At 59.4% G+C, this 19,683-nt stretch carries 18 protein-coding genes and 1 tRNA gene; 8 read left to right on the top strand and 11 right to left on the bottom strand.

Features of this window, described 5'->3' with window-relative positions:
* Positions 1–189: 189 nt before the first annotated feature.
* Genes P5689_RS13255 through P5689_RS13245 form a run of 3 tightly spaced genes read right to left on the bottom strand, consistent with a single transcriptional unit; the run spans position 190 to position 3,219 of the window.
* Positions 190–1,665 carry an ArnT family glycosyltransferase gene (locus P5689_RS13255; protein WP_408868548.1) on the bottom strand — a complete coding sequence of 492 codons (1,476 nt, stop codon included), beginning with the start codon at positions 1,663–1,665 and terminating at the stop codon, positions 190–192.
* Positions 1,634–2,725: a glycosyltransferase family 2 protein gene (locus P5689_RS13250; RefSeq protein WP_285533516.1), complete on the bottom strand. Its 1,092-nt coding sequence runs from the start codon at positions 2,723–2,725 to the stop codon at positions 1,634–1,636. Before P5689_RS13250 ends, P5689_RS13255 begins: the two co-directional genes overlap by 32 nt.
* Positions 2,722–3,219, bottom strand: a complete 498-nt coding sequence (locus P5689_RS13245; RefSeq protein ID WP_051395788.1) for an Lrp/AsnC family transcriptional regulator — start codon at positions 3,217–3,219, stop codon at positions 2,722–2,724. The genes P5689_RS13250 and P5689_RS13245 overlap by 4 nt, the downstream gene beginning before the upstream one ends.
* A gap of 259 nt (positions 3,220–3,478) precedes the next feature.
* On the opposite strand from P5689_RS13245, the gene trxB reads away from it, so the two are divergent.
* Together trxB and P5689_RS13235 are read left to right on the top strand one after the other, a co-directional pair.
* A complete protein-coding gene (gene trxB / locus P5689_RS13240) occupies positions 3,479–4,435 on the top strand; it encodes a thioredoxin-disulfide reductase (RefSeq protein ID WP_285533515.1) in 957 nt (318 codons plus the stop codon).
* 175 nt (positions 4,436–4,610) lie between these two features.
* Complete coding sequence (locus P5689_RS13235; protein ID WP_023977538.1) at positions 4,611–5,501, top strand: LysR family transcriptional regulator; 891 nt, start codon at positions 4,611–4,613, stop codon at positions 5,499–5,501.
* Between the two features lie 189 nt (positions 5,502–5,690).
* On the opposite strand, the gene P5689_RS13230 is transcribed toward P5689_RS13235, so the two are convergent.
* The 3 genes from P5689_RS13230 to P5689_RS13220 form a co-directional block, all read right to left on the bottom strand.
* A complete protein-coding gene (locus P5689_RS13230; RefSeq protein ID WP_023977539.1) occupies positions 5,691–5,987 on the bottom strand; it encodes an integration host factor subunit beta in 297 nt (98 codons plus the stop codon).
* 67 nt (positions 5,988–6,054) lie between these two features.
* Positions 6,055–6,999, bottom strand: coding sequence for a signal peptide peptidase SppA (sppA, locus tag P5689_RS13225; RefSeq protein WP_285533514.1), 945 nt, complete (start codon positions 6,997–6,999; stop codon positions 6,055–6,057).
* Between the two features lie 90 nt (positions 7,000–7,089).
* Positions 7,090–7,581, bottom strand: coding sequence for a MucR family transcriptional regulator (locus P5689_RS13220; protein WP_023977541.1), 492 nt, complete (start codon positions 7,579–7,581; stop codon positions 7,090–7,092).
* A 964-nt stretch (positions 7,582–8,545) separates the two neighbouring features.
* Between P5689_RS13220 and P5689_RS13215 the strand changes: the two genes are divergently transcribed.
* On the top strand, positions 8,546–10,684 hold the full coding sequence (locus tag P5689_RS13215; protein WP_285533513.1) for an FUSC family protein: 2,139 nt from the start codon (positions 8,546–8,548) through the stop codon (positions 10,682–10,684).
* Positions 10,681–12,039, top strand: a complete 1,359-nt coding sequence (gene guaD, locus P5689_RS13210; RefSeq protein WP_285533512.1) for a guanine deaminase — start codon at positions 10,681–10,683, stop codon at positions 12,037–12,039. Before P5689_RS13215 ends, guaD begins: the two co-directional genes overlap by 4 nt.
* A gap of 33 nt (positions 12,040–12,072) precedes the next feature.
* On the opposite strand, the gene P5689_RS13205 is transcribed toward guaD, so the two are convergent.
* The 3 genes from P5689_RS13205 to P5689_RS13195 form a co-directional block, all read right to left on the bottom strand.
* Positions 12,073–13,125: an alpha/beta hydrolase gene (locus P5689_RS13205; RefSeq protein WP_285533511.1), complete on the bottom strand. Its 1,053-nt coding sequence runs from the start codon at positions 13,123–13,125 to the stop codon at positions 12,073–12,075.
* 32 nt (positions 13,126–13,157) lie between these two features.
* Entirely contained in the window at positions 13,158–13,547 is a 390-nt protein-coding gene (locus P5689_RS13200; protein ID WP_285533510.1) for a zinc ribbon domain-containing protein YjdM, read from the bottom strand.
* A 209-nt stretch (positions 13,548–13,756) separates the two neighbouring features.
* Positions 13,757–13,846: transfer RNA gene (locus P5689_RS13195), tRNA-Ser, on the bottom strand.
* A 279-nt stretch (positions 13,847–14,125) separates the two neighbouring features.
* Here P5689_RS13195 and rplU point away from each other — a divergent pair.
* The 4 genes from rplU (at position 14,126) to proB (ending at position 16,983) form a co-directional block, all read left to right on the top strand.
* Positions 14,126–14,440, top strand: a complete 315-nt coding sequence (gene rplU / locus P5689_RS13190) for a 50S ribosomal protein L21 (RefSeq protein ID WP_023977545.1) — start codon at positions 14,126–14,128, stop codon at positions 14,438–14,440.
* A 28-nt stretch (positions 14,441–14,468) separates the two neighbouring features.
* Positions 14,469–14,735 (top strand): 50S ribosomal protein L27, encoded by a 267-nt coding sequence (gene rpmA / locus P5689_RS13185; RefSeq protein ID WP_023977546.1) that lies wholly within the window; start codon positions 14,469–14,471, stop codon positions 14,733–14,735.
* A gap of 95 nt (positions 14,736–14,830) precedes the next feature.
* On the top strand, positions 14,831–15,850 hold the full coding sequence (gene obgE, locus P5689_RS13180) for a GTPase ObgE (RefSeq protein ID WP_023977547.1): 1,020 nt from the start codon (positions 14,831–14,833) through the stop codon (positions 15,848–15,850).
* A complete protein-coding gene (proB, locus tag P5689_RS13175; protein ID WP_285533508.1) occupies positions 15,847–16,983 on the top strand; it encodes a glutamate 5-kinase in 1,137 nt (378 codons plus the stop codon). Before obgE ends, proB begins: the two co-directional genes overlap by 4 nt.
* Positions 16,984–17,181: 198 nt before the next feature.
* Here proB and P5689_RS13170 read toward each other — a convergent pair whose 3' ends face one another.
* Positions 17,182–18,252: an SDR family NAD(P)-dependent oxidoreductase gene (locus P5689_RS13170; RefSeq protein WP_285533507.1), complete on the bottom strand. Its 1,071-nt coding sequence runs from the start codon at positions 18,250–18,252 to the stop codon at positions 17,182–17,184.
* 307 nt (positions 18,253–18,559) lie between these two features.
* Positions 18,560–19,543, bottom strand: coding sequence for a hypothetical protein (locus P5689_RS13165; protein WP_285533506.1), 984 nt, complete (start codon positions 19,541–19,543; stop codon positions 18,560–18,562).
* Between the last annotated feature and the right edge of the window lie 140 nt (positions 19,544–19,683).

The raw sequence follows: 19,683 nt of genomic DNA, 5'->3' as shown, positions 1-19,683 counted from the left end.
TTTCCTTCATGCAAATCACAGGCAGCCTAAAGCATACCGTTACATGATGGAAAGGACCTGACACAGCTTCAGGACTGCGAATGTCGGGGCGGCCATTTCTACCCCACATGCGATGATTCGGTCAGAAAGCCCGGACATTGTGGCCTAGGGGGGACTGATCCAAAAAAAAACAACCCGATGGGTAAAGTCTCAAGGTAGCCGGTACATTGCTGTCCCGGCCGGTAGGTTCAGATTGATCAGACGGTAGCAGATGATCGGCTGGCCGCGCAGCAGGCGACAGAAACGGCCCGTTTCAGCCGCGCCGAGCCACGCTGAGGGAAGATCCGGCTTTTCGCTCTCGCGTAGCAGCAATTGCGCTTTGGGCCCCGGATAGGCGTGGTCATGCGCGTCGTGTCCGCCAAGAAAACCCCAGCGGTTGTCATAGCTGTATATCGGCTGATCGGGCGTCTCGTAGCGCATGATGGCGGCCAGGGCATAATCGCCCACAACGAGGCTATGCCCCGGTGAGACCTCTCCCTGCACCCTGTGTGCCAGCCCGGACCAGTCCGCAGTCTGGCGGGCGATGACATCGTGATGCGCCGAGAGATGGAGCGGCGCGACCATACCCTGAAGGCTGATAAGCGCGGTGATCGCAAGACCGAGGGCGCAGGCATAACCGATGCGCCGATGCGTTGCAGCAGCCGCAAGAGCTGCTGCAGGATAGATCACTACCGGCCAGTTGGCCTGCACCCGCCCTCCAAAAGCATGCTGAACGAAAACGGCAACCGGCACGATGCACAGACAGGCCAGAAGGCGCGCCACTGGTTCGCGCCCTGCGCGTTTGAGGCACCAGATAATCCCGATGCAGAAAAGCAGGAAAACCAGCGGCGTAGCCAGACCGATCTGACCTCCAGCCAGTTCCGCAAGAAAGTTGACCGCCTTAAGTGGGTGCCAGTCGCCAGCCCGGCCACCCTGCTTCAGAAAGCTGGCCCAGTGATGCGCTGCGTTCCACGCCAATACGGGGAGGATGGTCGCAAGCCCGATGACGGCTCCACCAACAAGCCAGAGCCAGTGACGGCGTTGTGCGGGCGTTGCCAGTACCCAGAGCCCACAGGCAAAAGCGGGCAAGACAGCGGTGTATTTACTGTCAAAGGCCAGGCCAAAAAACAGTCCTGTTGCCAGCCACCAACGCGGCTGCCCCGTGACGATCAGGCGCCCCAGGGCCCATAGAGTAAGCGTCAGGAAAAAAACCAGCGGTGTATCTGGCGTCGCTGTGGCGGCCCCGAGGCCAAGCATAAGTGTCGCGTTGAGCAGCAGGGAGGCACGATACCCGGCCTGAACACCTCCGAGAAGATCGCGTCCGGCGCGGACCAGTACGATCGAACCAAGCAACGCCGAGATAGGGCCGAGTACCCTGATCCCGAAAGCACTATCTCCGAACAAGGCTGTGCCAAGCCTGATCCATAGGGCGATCATGGGCGGATGATCGAGGTAACCCGCCTGAAGATGGCGCGACCACGTCCAGTAATAGGCCTCGTCTGGTGAGACTCCTAATGTGGCAGCCAGACCGATGCGCAGGAGGGTCAGGACAAGCAGGACACCCCAGAACAGGGCGACGAGCTCCCTCGTTTCCCCTCTGGCGGGGGGAGCCGACTCAGCGCCAGACGAGGGTAGAGGCAATCGCATAATTCCAGACCACACCAATCACTGCGCCAGCCGCGCTGGCACGACTCCAGTGCCCATGCGTGTCATAAATCAGTTCGGCAACGCCGATATTACCGAAAGCCCCGATGGTGGCGCCAATGACGAAGATACACAGTCCCGGCAGCCAACGGCGACCGCGCAGGGGGCGATCGAGATAGGTGATACGATTGTTCAACTGGAAGTTTGCAAGAATGGCGCAGGCCGTACCGAGTATCTGACTCACCTGAAAACCAGCCCCGGAGAAACGCGCGAGTTCCGAGATGAACAGGTTGACCGCAATCCCGATCAGCCCAACAGCTGCAAAAATGATGAAGCGTGTCGGCAGCCATCCACCAAAGGCACGCTCGATCAGCATGCCCAGAAACTGCACCATGACCAGCGGACTGAGCTTGCTCTCACCCGATACACGCGGACGAAACACGAAGGGCACTTCAATGAGCCGCGCCTGACGCGGCACGGAGAGGACGATCTCGAGCAGGATCTTGAAGCCCGTCCCGGTAAGTTTCGGAACAGCCTGTTCGAATATCGGCCGTCTGACCGCGAAGAAACCGCTCATCGGATCGGAGAGCGGCATAGGCAGCAGTGATTGCGACAACCTTATCCCGGCCTGCGACAGCATATGCCGCCACCGATTAGCCAGGCCGCTGCTATCCCCACCCTCTACATGGCGGCTGGCGACAGCGATATCGGCATGGTTTTCAAGCAACGGCGTAACCAGATCGCGCAGGATGCCTTCATCATGCTGCAAGTCGCCGTCCATCACCGCGATAACGGGCGATGTGGAGGACAACGCGCCCTCGATCACCGCAGAGGAAAGCCCCCGGCGCCCGACACGGCGGATCAGGCGGATACGGGGATCTTCCTGCGCGGCTTTCTCGACCGCTTTCGACGTCCCATCAGGCGAGTCATCGTCAACAAAGACGACTTCCCAGCGCATGCCCTCAAGCGCGCGACGCACCCCCTCGATCAGGGGGGCCACATTGGCGGCTTCGTTATAGCAAGGAATGACGAGGGTCAGATCCGCCGGAAGCGGGGACATCATACCGGAACGCCGGCCCTGTTCAGACTGGTGCGTATGGTTTGCAACGTTTGCACGCGCACCACGTGATCCAGATCCGTCAGGCGTTTCGTCAGGTAGTTCTGATGCGCAGCATCACGGGCCACGAGGCGCACGAGAAAATCGCCGCCGCCCCGGATCATGTGACACTCACGCACTTCGGCCCAGCCTGCGACTTCGCGCTCGAAAGCTTCCAGCACACTGCCCTTCTGGCTCTCGAGCCCGATCAGCGCGAAGAATGTCAGCGACCAGCCGAGCCGGGAGGCATCCACATCTGCATGATAGCCTTCAATGACCCCGATTTCCTCGAGACGTCGGACACGTCGCAGGCAGGGCGGTGCCGAGATGCCCGTGCGTCGCGCCAGCTCGACATTGGTCATACGGCCGTCGCGCTGCAACTCGGCCACGATCTGACGGTCGATCGAATCCAGATCGACGATCGTCGCGCTGGACGATCCCGGGGAGAGACCTGCCGACAGTGACTCGACTCGCGCCGTAGCGTCGTGAGGAGCAGCGTTGTGGGGGAAGTGGTCGTCAGGATCGTTGTCAGTCATCGTCACCGTGAGGGTCGGGCAAAACTAGTCGGTTGGCAGGCGCGCATCATCACCTATATCTGCATCCTGACCCGAGAGCCATGTCTCTTCGCAATTGTCTTGTCACTTCGGCATGGTGCATCAACACTCTGCCGGATGATCAATGACCAATGATTAAACGAACACCAGTTCAAGGACATTTCCAGTGAGCCAGAGTTTCAGGACTGATCTGCTTGTTATTGGCGCAGGCCCGGCAGGCTATACCGCAGCGATTTACGCAGCGCGTGCCAATCTCAAACCGATTCTTGTGGCCGGGCTGCAGCCGGGCGGCCAACTCACCATTACCACCGATGTTGAAAACTACCCCGGCTTTGCCGAGCCGGTTCAGGGTCCCTGGCTTGTGGAGCAGATGCGCCTGCAGGCCGAGCATGTCGGCACCGAGATGCATTACGACCTGATCACGGAATGTGCCTTCAACGAAAAAACCGATGATGGCTATTTTCGTCTGAAGGCGGATTCCGGCGCGGAATATCTGGCACGCACTGTTGTCATCGCCACCGGGGCCCAGGCGAAATGGCTTGGCCTGCCCTCCGAAGCCAGACTGCAGAGCGGTGGCGTCTCGGCTTGCGCCACCTGCGACGGGTTCTTCTATCGTGGCAAGAAAGTGGCCGTGATCGGTGGCGGAAACACGGCGGTCGAAGAGGCGCTCTACCTCACGCACCACGCCGACCATGTGACGCTGGTTCATCGACGCGACAGCTTGCGCGCAGAACGCATCCTCCAGGACCGTCTTTTTGCCAATTCCAAGATCACGGTGCTCTGGAATAACGCGGTCGGGGAAATTCTCGGTGCTGGCAAGCCAGAGACCGTTTGTGGCGTGCGCCTGCGCAACACGCTCGATGGCAGCGAACAGACCCTGGATGTCGATGGCGTGTTCGTGGCGATTGGCCACAGCCCCAATACCGGGCCCTTCCGTGAAACGCTGGAGTGTGATTCGGAGGGCTACATTGTCACAGTGCCCGGCAGCACAAAAACCTCAGTCGAAGGCGTGTTTGCCGCTGGCGATGTGCAGGACAAGAAATTCAGGCAGGCGATTACGGCTGCTGGCACCGGGTGTATGGCAGCCCTCGAAGCCGAGCATCTTCTGGCTGGACTGTCCTGACATTTCGATCGTTATTCTTCCGTAAGAGTTGCTGCATAAAATGACTTGGCAGGGCCTAAGAATGCTGCCAAGTCATAGTGATCAACATTTGATGACCGCCAGGCACGTGACCGGGAAATCCGCCCGCTCGCGCTCTTTTTCTGACGTGGTCGGGGACGAGCTCTAGGAAAGCCGCATGGACTGGGACAAATTGCGAATATTCCATGCGGTTGCCGAGGCGGGTTCGTTTACCCACGCCGGTGACCGGCTCAATTTGAGCCAGTCGGCTGTTTCCCGGCAGATTTCGGCTCTTGAAGAGACGCTGAACGTCCCGCTTTTTCATCGCCATGCCCGCGGCCTGATCCTGACCGAGCAAGGCGAGACACTCAACCACACCGTCCGGGAAGTGTTCTCGAAACTCTCCCTGACACAGGCCTATCTGAGCGAGAGCAAGGTCAAGGCCAAGGGCGAGCTCAAGATCACCACAACGTCGGGGTTTGGCCTCGGCTGGCTGGCCCCCAAACTCCAACGTTTTCTGGCGCTTCACCCCGATATCGAGGTGAGTCTGATCATGGAGGATACGGACCTCGACCTCGGGATGCGTGAGGCCGACGTCGCCATACGTATGCATCCCCCCAGGCAGGCCGATCTGATCCAGCGTCATCTGGCCAATTTCGCGATGCCTATCTATTCCAGTCAGGCCTATCTGGACCAGCACGGTGTCCCGAACAGTATTGCAGAGCTCGGCCAGCATCATCTGGTCGGGTTCGCTGGTATGTCACCTCCCCTCCCCGATGCCTTCTGGCTGCTCGAACTGGTTCGCCGGCAGTGTCATGGGTCAGTTCGCAACAAGCTGGAAATCAACAGCTTCCCGGCCATCGCGACGGCCATCGCAAAAGGTGCCGGAATCGGATCGGTCCCCACCTATCTGGCTCAGGCGCATCCGGAACTGATCCGTATTCTCGACCATGAGCCGATACCGACTGTTGAAGCCTTCTTCGTCTATCCTGAAGAACTGAAGATGTCGAAGCGGATAACAGTACTTCGCGACTTCCTGCTGAGTGAGATCCAGGCAGGAAAGCACTGAGAGCGACTGCTCGATAGTTGGAACACGCAGCCGAGTCCTGGCTCGTGCTTCTGCAAGGATAGCTTTCGGATCAATCGTCTAAAGATCGTTGGGCAGGTTCCTGCCCGATCCGGCCGAAAATTATGCTGACCTGCCTGGGCTGCGCGTCAATGCGACAGCCTATTCTCGCCTTTTACTCAACGCGCGTGCTCAGCCGCGTCGGGTCGCGTGGGCGTTCACGCGCTCGCGCAATTCCTTGCCAGCCTTGAAGAACGGGATGGTCTTTTCCTCTACAGATACAGCAGAGCCCGTGCGCGGATTGCGTCCCTGACGGGCATCGCGCTTCTTGACCACGAAAGCGCCAAAGCCACGGATCTCGACCCGATCCCCCCGCGCGAGAGCGCCGGAAATTTCGGAGAGGATGGTCTGGACAATCAACTCGATATGACGGGCACCGAGATGAGGATGCGCCGCCGAGAGTTCGGCAATGAGTTCGGATTTTGTCATCAGGGGCTCTGCAAACTCTCGGTAACAGGAGGGCGGATCGTCCGATACGCCCGACAACGCTCAGTTCTTACCGTGGCAAAATCGAGACTGCACCGTCAAGACTCTGATAGGCCATGACCTTGTCGATTGCTTCGGGCCAGGCAAACAACGAACCGCCGAAGCGATGATAGAGACGCTCCCACATCGTACGATCCGGTTTCTTGATGGCGAGCTTCCTGACTGGCAGATCCTTGCCGTCCTTGATCTGGCCGTGCAACCACGTAGCGGCCTGATCCTCATCACCAATCTGATCAATCAGATGGAGCGCAACAGCCTGGCGCCCGGTATAGGGCCGCCCGTCAGCCAGCTGGCGTATTTCCTCTATGGGGCGATGACGCCCCTTGGCGACCATCAGGACAAACTGATCAAACAGATCGTCAACGATCCCCTGGAGCATCTGCCGTCCCTCAGGCTTGAGCGCGGTGAAAGGCTGCGACTGATCCTTCATGGGGCCGGAGGTGATGCTCTCGGCCTTCACGCCAAGGCGGTCGAGCAACACGGAGGCATCGGGGCGCATCATGATGACCCCGATCGAACCGGTGATGGAAGAGGGATAGGCAAAGAGCCGCTGGGCGGGGACGGCAATCATGTAACCCGCCGAGGCCGCAAGACCCTGCATCGAAACGGCGACCGGCTTGCGACTGGCAAAGCGAGCAATGGCGTCGTGGAGCGCCTCACCGCCAGTCACACCGCCCCCCGGACTGTCAATGACAAGCAACATTCCCTTGATATGCGGATCACGCCCGGCACGCTCGATGGCTTCCACAGTCGGCCTGACCCTGTTGCCTATAACACCCGTGATCTCGAGACGCGCAATCGCGTCGCGTGGTGCATGGGGCCTGCGCGGCATAAAGAGCACCAGCATCGTTAAGATCAAGGCCGCGACAGCAATACCGCGCCAGAGCAGAAGGCGTCTCCGCTGGCGCAGCAGAGCGGCTCCGGTATCGTCATCCGTGCGATTGAACGCCGTCATCGGTCTTGTTTCCCATCACGCAAATAAAAAAGGCAACCCATCGCAGGATGGGTTGCCTTTCAAAGCGCGTCTACTGGGTAAATCCAGAGATCAGGCCTTTTTTGCACGTCCACGACGGGCCGGACGCTCTTCACCTTCGCTGCTCTCCTCTGCGGGAGCGCGCGATGCTGCATCGGCACCGGCATTGATCTTGCGGCCAAGCCCGATCTCACGAGCAAGATGCGAACGACGCTCCGCGTAATTCGGGGCAACCAGCGGGTAATCGCTCGGAAGACCCCAGCGCTCGCGATACTGCTCCGGCGTCATGCCATAAGCGCTCTGCAGGTGGCGCTTGAGCATCTTCAGCTTCTTACCGTCTTCAAGGCAGACAATATAGTCGGGGAAAACAGAGCGCTTGATCGGCACGGCAGGCTGCGGACGCTCCGGCTCGGGGTCAGCCTGACCAGCACCCTGCAGAGCGTTGTATACTTGCTTGATCATACCGGGCAGGTCATCGCCAGCCATCGAATTGTTGGCAACGTGAGAGGAAACGATCTGAGCGGTCAACTCTAGCAGGGCGACGTTGGTTTCTGACTCTGACATTTATTTTCTCTTTGTTGAAGTTTAACTCTTTTAACCGGATCTTTTATCGCATCAGTTTTACAAGGTAAATAGGTTTAACGATTTATCTTTTGTTTTTTATACTTCCAATCCAATCTCGTTAAAATCAAACTGACAAGACAGTGTTTCCAACTTCGGCACAAGAAGAAAGTTCTCACAAAAATCTTTTCGACGTTCGTTTTTCGATGCACACGTCAACACACGTGAAAACAGCCTAGTAGAACTTTGTAAAGTTTTTGATAAATTAGGGAAAATCACCCGTATTTTTTTATATCACATTTTTTCAATCAGCCGCCCCAGGCAATTGTCGAATAATTAACGCTGTGTTTTCTTCTTCCTTCCTTTCGCGTTGCCCCATTCCGGGAGGCATCGATACCCGTTCAGCCCACATGAAACGGTATTCAACGCAAAGAATCCTTGCGAAAACCATGAACGTCGTCAGGCTAGCCCACAATGGCAATACCGCGACAACGCGCGAACGTCATGATCGATTCTTCTCCATTACAGTTGGTTACTCATAGATATCGCCTCTGTCGTGCCGGTTGACTGAAGAATCCTGTCTCTGAACTCAGATACAGGCGTTCCTTCTGCGACCGCCGGGGAGCAGACCGCGATCAGCAAAGTCGGACAAAAACGAAAAATAACGCCTGTTAACTATTTGGTGATTTCCATCGTCATATCCTGCTCTGCCTGAGTGGCCGCACGGGGACCGCGCCTCAGCCCCCGACTTCTTCATCGCAGGAAGGAAATCGGGATAGTCGGCGCATCTGTTACTGATTCTTTAGGTGCGACATGTTCCGGCACGCTTTCCTTCCCGGGGGGGCGCTGCCATCATGGAGCGATGGCTACGCTGTGGCCTTTCGATTGCTCACAAACCGGTTCCGTCTCCTTGCGCCTGTTCACACACTCTTTTCTCAAAACCGGTCGTTCAGGCGGCAAAAAGCGCTTGGCAGAAAAGATATCGCTACGCCTGCCTTACACCCTCAAGCGTGACCGATGGGCCTGGCTGTTCGCCCCTTCCGCTCAATCGGTAGAGTTTGCGCTACGCAATACAATCGCAGCGCTCCTGGCACTCGGCATCGCCATGTGGATGGAACTCGACAGCCCGATCTGGGCCACCATGACCGTCTGGGCCGTGGCACAGGGCACCCGTGGCGAGAGTCTCTCCAAGGCGCGATGGCGTATTGTGGGGACAGTAATCGGTGCGATGGCGGCAATCGGCCTGTTCACGGTTTTTCCGCAACAGCCGCTCCTGTTTTTCCTGACACTCGCACTCTGGATGGGGCTCTGCGCGGGGCTGGCCACCTTCGTGAGCAATTTTCGCGCCTATGCGCTCGTCCTGTCAGGCTATACCTGCGCCATCATCGCGATGGGCGCGGTTTACGACCCCGAGAACGTTTTCATGATCGCGGTGTCACGCTCGACCTATATCGCGCTCGGCGTGATCTGCGAGGCAGGTATGGGCCTCGTCTTTGCCACCAGTCAGGAGCGACAGGCCCGACAGGCGGTGCGCACCAAGCTTCAGACTGCGCTCTCCCTCGTCTCGCTCTCCATCGCTGACATCCTCTCCGACGCCGCCACGACCCAACGCAAGGCGCGTGAGCTGTTTGCCACGATCCTGCGCCTGAACAGCGAGATCGAATTCGCTGAAATCGAGATGGGGCCTCATGGGCATGAGGGCGACCACGCCCGTGCTGCCCTAGCTGCCGTCTCCATCCTGCTTTCCCGAGGCTTTGGTATGGCGGCCCGCCTCGCGGCCCTTGCTCACAGCCACGGCAGTTTTCATGAAACCTCGCACCATGCGCAACTCTTCCTTCGTGGACTCGAAGCACGCCTGCGCGATGCGGAACCCGTTCAGGGTATTCTGGCCGACCTCCATCTGCTGATCGAGGAATGTCGCGTCCATGCCGCACCGTTCATAAGGCCGGATCACAGCGACCTGCCGGATCTTGGCCCGGTGGACGAACGGGTGTTGCATGTCGCGCTTGGTGAATTGCTCAACGATCTTGAAATCGCGATCATCGAATATGATGCCAGCACCCATCTGATTCCGCGCGACCGGTTTCACTTCAGGCTGCAAACCCATCACGATCCGCGCAACGCCATCAATAACGGCCTGCGTGTGATGGCGGCCATTCTTTTCACGGCCCTTGTGTGGGAAGTCACCGCATGGCCGAACGGCACCGGCTTCATCTCGATGACATCTCTTATCTGCGGTCTGTTTGCCACGCAGGAAAATCCGGTTCTAGGCACAACAGCCTTTCTCAAGGGAACGATCTGGTCAGTTATCGCCGGGGGTATCCTCACCTTCATCTTCGTGCCGAAATTCGACACCTACGAGATGTTCATCATGGCATTCGGACCTGCCATGTTCATTGGTGGGCTGGCGCGCGCCAACGTCGCCACGGCAGGTGCCGCCGCCGCTTACGGCCTGCTCATGCCCAGCATGGTGAATGTCCAGAATCACCACCGCCTCGATGAGATTGCCTTCTATAACGGTGCCATGGGCACCCTCATGGCTGCCTGCGCCGCTGTGCTGGTCTTTCATACCTTTCTGCCTTTCAGCCCGCAGGCCGAGCGGCTGCGGCTGCGGCGGCAGATGTTGGGGGAGCTGCGCAATCTCTGCCATCTGCGCAAGGCGCCGGAAACACGACAATGGATCGGGCGCAATATCGATCGATTTGCCCGATTGATCCGCCATGCAGGCCCTTCGCCCCTTCCCATCGTCGAGAGCTATCTGCAAGGCACGCTTGCCATCATGACCATCGGTCTCAACGCCATCCGGCTGCGCACACTGCTTGACCGCGAGCATCTGCCCGTTACAGCCCGGCGCCCTATCGAATTGCTGCTCGACCGTATGGAATATACGCGCGACCGCCACGACCGCCCTGCGCGTGTTGCCGCCGCCGCAGTGCGTCGCCTGCGTGCGCTCGACCGAACCGAAACCGACCTCGTGACACGCCTCGAACTTATTCGCGGCATTTCCTATCTCGTGGTGATTCGCGACGAACTCGTTGCCAACGCGGCCTTTCTGGATGAGACACAGGCTTTCACTAGCCGAGAGCTCCTCGAAGAGGTCAAATGAGCCCTGTGCAACCTGCTTCAGCTATCCCAGACTCCTGCCCTCCCACGCCCCGCCTCGCCCTGCGCGGGACCGTTCTGCGCTTTGTCGGCAATCCGTTCGATATGCCCCCGGATGACGCTCTGAGTTTCGACACGGATGGTCTGGTGATCATCGAGAATGGCCGCATCAGTGCTGTTGGGCCCTATGGTCAGCTGGCGCCAGGGCTCAAAGACAACAGCGCGGTCATCGACCATCGCGGCAGCCTGATCGGGCCAGGCTTCATCGATACGCACGTGCATTATCCGCAACTCGGGGTCATTGCGTCCTATGGCGAGCAATTGCTCACCTGGCTCGAACGCTACGTCTTTCCTGAGGAACGCCGCTTCGCCGAGCAGGCCTATGCCCAGCGCGTCGCCTCGGATTTTCTCGACAATCTTCTGGACCAGGGCACGACAACGGCAGCAGTTTACTGCACGGTTCATCCTGAGTCGGTCGAGGCCTTCTTCAGCGAGTCAACGCGACGCAATACGCGTATGATCGCCGGCAAGGTTCTCATGGACCGCAATGCGCCAGATTACCTGCGTGATACGGCTCAGGACGGTTATGACGAGTCCCAGCGCCTGATCGACAAATGGCATGGTCGTGGCCGTCAGCTCTATGCCGTAACGCCGCGCTTTGCCCCAACCAGCACCGAGGCCCAGCTTGATCTGGCAGGAGCCCTCCTCGATACGGCGCCCGATCTGTTCATGCAGACGCATCTTCTGGAAACACTGCGCGAGGAAGAATGGGTCCGGTCCCTCTTCCCTCATCGTACAGGCTATTTGGATGTCTATGACAAGGCAGGGCTTGTCCGACCGCGCAGCATTTTCGGCCATGCTGTCCATGTAAATGAGCAGGACCTGACGCGTTGCGCCCATGCGGGCTGCACCCTGGCGCATTGTCCGACCTCAAACGCGTTTCTGGGCAGTGGCGCCTTTCGCCTGTTCGATGCCATGCGCCCCGACCGGCGTGTGCATGTTGGGCTGGGCACCGATATTGGCGGCGGAAACAGCCTCTCCATGCTGCGCGTGATGAATGATTCCTATTGCGCTGCACAGTCACATGGAACGAGTCTGCATCCGGTGCAGGCCTACTGGCTGGCAACAGTCGGCGCAGCACGGGCGCTGGGTCTTCAGCATCAGATCGGCCAGGTGGAGCCCGGGCTCGAGGCTGATCTTTGCGTGATGGACCCTTATGCGACGCCCCTTATGGCGCAACGTGCGAAACGGGCCGAAACGGTGTCAGATCTGCTTTTCGCGCTTTCCATGCTGGGTGACGACAGGGCAATCAGCGCCACTTATGTCATGGGGCTGCGGCATCAACGCCCAACGCCGTGAAACGCCCAGCTCCCAACCCGACATGATCACAGCTCAGGTGGCGCGGATCAGTCCGTATTGGGTAAGCCAGGATTCATACCAGACCGGCCAGTTTGCGGTGACCTGATCAGGCTCACCCATGCCAAAGCCATGCCCGCCACTGGGCAGGCGGTGATAATCGACAGCCGTCCCTATAGCCTCGCAGGTCTGGGCCATCAGTGCAGCATTATAGGGGTTCGCTATACGGTCATTATCCGCCTGGGTCAGAAACACCGGCGGATAACCTGGCCTGACATGACTTTGCACTGACCATAGACGCGCCAGATCGGGGGCTGCATCGACGCCCACGAGATCTCGATGCGTCGCGGTGTGATCATAAGGCTTCTCAAGCGTGATCACAGGGTAGATCAGGGCAGCGCCCGCCGGTTTCGGCACGGATATCTTTGCAAGGAGGGACGCAAACGGACCTTCTCCATGCCATTGCGAGGCTGTCATGCCCATAAGATGGCCTCCAGCCGAGAAGCCGAGCAGACTGATACGCGCCTTGTCGATACCGTCACGATGCGCATGGCGCCCGATAAGGGCAAGCGCACGACGAGCATCCTGCAAGGGAGCGAGCGGACCCTCTGCCCATCCCTCACCCGGCAGACGATAGACCAGCACATAGGCGGTCACGCCACGGGCCGAGAGCCAGCGTGCAGCGGGATAGGCCTCACGCTTCATGCCGATGCGTTGATACCCGCCCCCTGCCGCGATGAGTACCGCACTGCCATTGGGGCTGTCTGGGCGAAAAACCTCAAGGCGAGGCTCGGTGATGTTGTAAAGAGCGCCTTTGGCCGTCGCCTGTTCCGGTCCGCTCGGACCACCCCCGCCGGGTGGCATCTCGGGCCAGAGGGCAATCTGCTCTGGCGATCGCGAGCGGGACGGCCCGTGACATCCTGTCAGAGCCGCGGCGGAGAGTGCGAGAGAGGATGTCAGCACACGGCGGCGGTTGAGCGCACTCTTCGCCTCGGCTTGCCCCTCGTTCGCAGCGGTCAGACCACGATCGGAACCTCGCTCCGCCATTGCGATAGCGGGTCTGAAACTTCCGGGCGCTTTACGCGACATGCGGCTTCCTTCCTGCTTGTCGCGAACGGCGCTCAGGCCTTTCGGACGAATTCCGATTTGAGATTCATCCCGCCGATCCCGGGAATCTTGCAAGACAGATTGTGCCCATCGCTGGCATCGACAAGACGGATCCCCTTGATCTTGGTACCGCCCTTGATGACCGACGACGATCCCTTGACCTTGAGATCCTTGATGATGGTCACTGTATCGCCATCAGCAAGCACATTACCATTGGCATCACGCACCGTCGTATCATCGCCAGCCTGGGCTGTACCATCCGGGGCGTCGGCCTCGACGCTCCACTCGAGCGCACATTCAGGGCAGACCCACAATCCGCCGTCCTGATAGATATGTTCGCAGCCGCATTGAGGGCAGATATCGCTTTTCACGATCTTGTCTTCCTGTTCATTGGGGCGCCTCATGAAAAGATATCAGGGCACCGCTTTTTCTTGACGCGCAGGGTGGCGTTTACCCCTGACAGCATGGTTTTTGCCAGAGTCATATCAATCATAAGCCGTGGCAAAGCGTCTCGCCGCTTAGCGTAACAGAAGCTACGTGGCCCGCTGGCCCAGCGTCGAACGTCTTTGTTGATGGATTATTGTCGTGATCTGTCGACCCTTTTTTCGGGGTCTGGCGGAGAGGGTGGGATTCGAACCCACGGTGCCCGTGAAGGCACAACGGTTTTCGAGACCGTCCCAATCGACCACTCTGGCACCTCTCCGTAGCAGGATCACCTGGTCGTGGGCGGCTTATAAGGGGCAGGTCCGGTAGCTTGCAAGAGGGGTTAATGCGATTCTTTTCGTAAAGCCGTCATTTCGCCCTGTTCTCCACGCGATAATGATTGACGGAAGCGGCCTGCCTCCTGTAGTGAGCCCCCCTCGCGGGAGCATGCGTCTTGTGGTGCGTGGTTCGGCCAATAATAAAAAGCGACTGGGCAATGCCGACCGGGGAAAACCCTGGCAAAATTGCCAAGAGATCGGACTGATAGAGAGTTTAAGACATGTTCGCAGTCATCCGCACCGGCGGAAAGCAGTATCGCGTGGCCCCGCAGGCAACGTTGAAGGTTGAGAAGCTCGAAGCCGAAGCCGGCACGACCATCACCTTCTCCGACGTTCTGGCCGTTGGTTCCGACGCAGGCATCAAGATCGGCGCTCCGCTGGTCGCTGGCGCCACCGTCACGGCAACCGTCATCGCCCAGGACCGTCTGGACACGGTCATCATCTTCAAGAAGCGCCGCCGGCAGAACAGCCGCCGCAAGAATGGTCACCGCCAGCACGTGACCGTCCTGCGCATCGACGCGATCAACGCAGCGTAACTGACGCTAGAGAGAAGGAGAGACCTCCATGGCACAAAAAAAGGCAGGCGGTTCGAGCCGTAACGGACGCGACAGTGCAGGCCGCCGTCTCGGCGTCAAGAAGTTCGGCGGTGAAGCCGTTCTCGCAGGCAACATCATCGTCCGTCAGCGCGGCACGAAGATGATGGCTGGCCCTAACGTTGGCGTTGGTCGTGACCACACCCTGTTCGCCCTCGCCGATGGCGCCGTGAAGTTCACGCGCCGCGCCGAAGGCCGCGTCCACGTTTCCGTGACGCTGGCAGAAGCCGCAGAATAAAAGACTGGCCAATACCAGTTGACGGGAGAGGCCGGTCCGCTTGGGCCGGCCTTTCTTGTTTTGAACGATATTGTTGGACGAAGACGAGACAGACCATGAAATTCCTCGACCAGGCCAAGATCTATGTGCGCTCCGGCGATGGCGGGGATGGTGTTGTCGCGTTCCGTCGTGAAAAATACGTCGAATTCGGTGGTCCTGATGGCGGCAATGGTGGCCGCGGTGGCGACATCATCTTTCGCGCCGTTCCGAACCTGAACACCCTCATCGATTTTCGCTACACCCAGCATTTCCGTGCCCGCAAGGGCGGCAATGGCGCGGGCTCGGACCGCACCGGGGCCAAGGCCGAGACCGTCATCATCAATGTGCCGATCGGCACGCAGATTTTCGACGATGATCGTGAGACCATGCTGGCCGACCTCGATGAGGACGGCAAGGAAGTGCTGCTTTGCAAGGGCGGCGATGGCGGATTCGGCAATGCCAATTACAAGACGAGCACCAATCGCGCGCCGCGCCGTGCTGACAAGGGCTGGCCTGGCGAGGAACGCTGGGTCTGGCTGCGCCTCAAGCTGATTGCCGATGTCGGCCTTGTGGGCCTGCCCAATGCCGGCAAATCCACCCTGCTTTCTGTCTGCTCACGGGCCAAGCCCAAGATTGCCGACTACCCCTTCACCACGCTCCACCCGCAGCTTGGCGTTGTGCGCCTTTCGGCCACGGAAGAGTTTGTTATTGCCGATATTCCGGGCCTGATCGAAGGTGCCAGTGAAGGCGCTGGTCTTGGAGACCGTTTTCTCGGCCATGTCGAGCGTTGCGCCATGCTCATCCATCTGCTCGACGGCACAGAGAGCCAGCTGGTCAAGAATTACCGCATGATCCGTGGCGAGCTCGCTGCTTATGATGAGACGCTCGCTGAAAAGCCGGAAATCATCGTGCTGAACAAATGCGATGCCCTGACCAAAACCCAGATTACAGCCAAGACGAAGGCCCTCGCCAAGGCCTCTGGTGCCGAGGTGTTCACCTTGTCGGCAGCAACCCATGAAGGGCTGGCCGAGCTGCTGCGTATCGTGCAGGATCGCGTCACCCATTACCGTCTGGAAGAACGCGAGACCCATCAGTGACCAACCGACTGGCTGAAGCGCGCTGTGTTGTCATCAAGATTGGTTCGGCCCTGCTGGTCGATGCCAAGAACGCCGCGCTACGCCATCACTGGCTGAACACTGTCTGCGAGGATATTGCCCGGCTTCGCCGTCAGGGCACCGATGTCGTGGTTGTCTCCTCGGGTGCCATTGCGCTTGCGCGTGTGCGCATGGGCATGGTGGGGCGCAAGCTCCGTCTTGAGGAAAAACAGGCAGCCGCCAGTGTTGGACAGATCCAGCTTGCACAGGCATGGAGCGCCGCTCTGGGCCTTCAGGACCTCACGGCAGGTCAGTTGCTGCTGACCCCTGGTGACACAGAAGACCGTGAGCGTCACCTCAACGCCAGAGCAACGTTACGTACCCTGCTGGGCTTGGGCTGCGTACCTGTCATCAATGAAAATGACGCGATTGCCACGACTGAAATCCGCTTTGGCGATAATGACCGTCTGGCAGCTCGTGTCGCCCAGATGATCGGCGCTGACACGCTGATCCTGCTCTCTGACATCGATGGCCTGTATACCGCTGACCCCCGCCTCGACCCACGAGCGGAACATCTGCCTGAGGTCGCTGCACTGACTGAGTCGGTCATGGCCATGGGTGGAGCGCCCCCGCCCGGTTATTCTTCAGGCGGTATGCACACCAAATTGCTAGCGGCTCAGATTGCCACACGTGCAGGTGCCCGCATGGCCATTGCCTCTGGCCTCTCCCCTCACCCGATCAGCCAGTTACTCGATACCGGGCGCTGCACCTGGTTTCTGGCAGCGGAAGATGCAGGCTCGGCCCGCAAGCGCTGGCTAGCCAGTGCGCTCGAAACCAGAGGTCGCGTCATGATCGATCAGGGCGCGGTACGCGCTCTCGATCATGGTGGCTCTCTCCTGCCTGCGGGTGTGAAACAGGTTGAGGGCCGTTTCAGCCAGGGCGATCTCGTCGTTGTTTGCGATGAAACCGGACAGGAAATCGGCCGAGGCCTGACCGCCTATGATGCCGACGAGTCTCGCCTGATTGCCGGCCATCGCTCTGAGGACATCGTCACATGCCTCGGTCACTCAGGTCGGGACGAGCTGATTCACCGCGATGATCTGGTTCTGATCCGCCCCCCCCGCGAGCCGTCCTGAGCCTCTGCGCTCCGGTACGGTAACCGTATAGGGCGCCTGAAAGACTCAGTCATGCGGTGGGGCACCGGCAGCCAAAGATGGTCTGCCGTCAGAAGCAAGGAACGGCGTGAGATATAGCCCCTGTCGGATGAGTTCGGGTGCCTGTTATCGGCACCCGAGGTCGTCGTCACTCATTTCAACGCTCCTGAACATATCCGCTCAGGTCATCAGAGCACTGTCACCGCCATTGACCTCGAATTCTGCGCCTGTCGTGAGGGCAGATGCGTCAGAAGCCAGAAATACGGCAACAGGTGAAATATCCTCGGGCTGTAGCCATCCGATTGGCTGAACCTCGGTTCGGGCACGATCCTTCCATGCCTGGGCGGGTGAGATCTCGCCATGCACCGTGTGGTGCACCTGCTGCTCAAGGGCCGCAAGGCGCTGTTGATTGAGCGTGAGAGCAGTGCCCACAAGCCCCGGTATAATGGCATTAACCGTCATACCATAGGGCGCAACTTCCATTGCTGCGGATTTCATCAGGCCGATCAGACCCCATTTTGAGGCGGAATAACTCGCGCCCCCCTTCGTACCGTGTCGCCCCTGCATGGACGAGACGATCAGCACTCGACCGCCCTGGCGCGTGATCATGTGCGGTACAAAGGCCCGCAGGGTCCGTGCGGTGCCATTGAGATTGTTCTCTATCTGATCGTTCCAGTCAGCGTCATCCATATCGAGCAGCGCCTTCCAGCCCTGTATGGCGGCATTGGCCACGAGGATGTCGATATGGCCAAAGGCTTTGACAACCTCTTCCGCTGCGGCTCGCAGTTGCGCGATCTGACGGATATCAGCCCTGATCGCCATTGCCCGGCGACCGAATGACCGGATTTGCCGAACGGTCTCGTCCAGTTCCTCATGACTGGCAGGAACAGCGTCAGCCACATGACTTATCGGCCCGGCGATATCCAGAGCCACCACGTCGGCCCCGTTTGCGGCATACTCGACCGCAATGGCACGACCAATGCCCCGGGCCGCCCCCGTGACGACAGCCACGCGTCCCTGCAACTGCGAGCCTCTCCCCGCCCGGATCGCCCCCGCACTGAACGCATCAGAAGCTCTCGGCGCCGTTCCAGGCCCGTCGTCATTGACCGCAGCGGCCTTGGAACCGTTTGCCGAGGAGAGAAATGCTGCCCCTCCGGCCAGTCCGGCCACAAGCAAGGCTCGCCGTGCGTGAACCGGTGAAGATTGGGCCTCATCGCTCATGAGTGTCTTGCTTGTCTGCGAGTGTGGCATGGTCGTATTCCCTTGTCTGACCGACGTGTTCGGCCTGGACATACTACGACACAATAAGACACAAATAGGTACACATCATTGTGTCTATTTGCTCTGAACGCGAGCCTTGCCAGTAACAGTCGCAGGAATCACTGACAAAGCCTTAGTGAATAACCATAGAAATAGATTTATTATCGTAACTAAATTATATTTTCTATCTACCACACAGGATGGAGCAGCATACCTGCATTGGCTTCAGGCAAGGTTACTTACCCTGTGCTTCATCGTCTCAAAAATTGTGTGTAGGACCGCTCAGTGTCGACATTGATCAGGGGCGCGGCGGCCAGCGCAGGGTCGGCTCGGAACGAACGCGGCGCGCGCCGGCCTCTTCCGCCTGACGGAGTTTTTCAGCTTCCGCTCCGGCACCGCGCGGTGCCATTTCCTGACGCTGCGCCTTCAGGCGCCATGCATCATCGTTGCGGCTCGCTACCTCATTCTGATCCTTGCCCTGAGAGCTGGATATCGGTGCAGCGGTACCGCCTGCCCCGACATAGGGTGCGGCAGACGCCCGCGTGTCATAAGTGGCACCTGGCGGACGCGGCGCCTCTCGCGGTGGCGGCGGGTCAAAATGCGTGGGACGCAGGATGCGCTCCAGATTCTCCTGTGCGCCCGACTCTGCATAGCTGTAGTCATCCCGCACACTTGGCGGGCTCTGGCGGTCACGACGCTCGTCACTCGCCGGGTGACGCGGCTGGAAGGCCTCGCGCGGTGAAATCTCCTCGGCAGCAGGCATGGGACGCAACGCCTCATCCTGGCCTGAGCGCTCGTACTGCATCCTGTCCGGCTGGATACGTTCAGCCGGGGCATAATCTGGCGTAAGGCGCTCACCCGAAGCCCGCTCGCCGGCGGAACGCTCCCCCAAGGGACGTTCAACCGGGGAACGTTCAACCGGAGGCCGCTGGGCTGCCTGCCGACCGGCCTGCGCCGACCACGGCATGGGGTCGGGAGCGCGCATGGTTTCAGTCGGACGAAGAGGCGGCTCAGCCTGCCCTGCAGACGCTGCCGCTCGCCGGGGCGGCGCATAGATTGGCTCACCCGAGGGGCCAGTCTCGCCAGCGCCCTGAGCCAGCCTCATGGCGATGATCCGCAGTTCCGCCCGCACCTCGTTGAGCTGTAGCTCCACCTCTTCCAGCCGCGGTTTTACACCGAAGATGGAAAACGGCATGAGGATGAACATAAGTCCCAGCCCGAGCAGGATAAATCCTGCAAGAAACTGCATCCACAGAGGGAGAGAAAGGAGCGCGGTCGTCATAATCAGCGATCTATGCTAATTTTGCCGACTCCGCCAAGAGCGATCTTTACGGCCAGCCTCCTTGCCGCACAGCGATAGGCGCTCAGATTGACTTCCTGCGTCCGTAACGGTGTCTCTCCTGTCTCCAACCGCGAGAGTGA

The organism is Asaia sp. HumB (genome assembly GCF_030263835.1).
Lineage (GTDB): Bacteria > Pseudomonadota > Alphaproteobacteria > Acetobacterales > Acetobacteraceae > Asaia > Asaia bogorensis.
The sequence above is the reverse complement of the archived record's forward strand: the minus strand, read 5'-3'. Positions and strand labels throughout refer to the sequence as shown.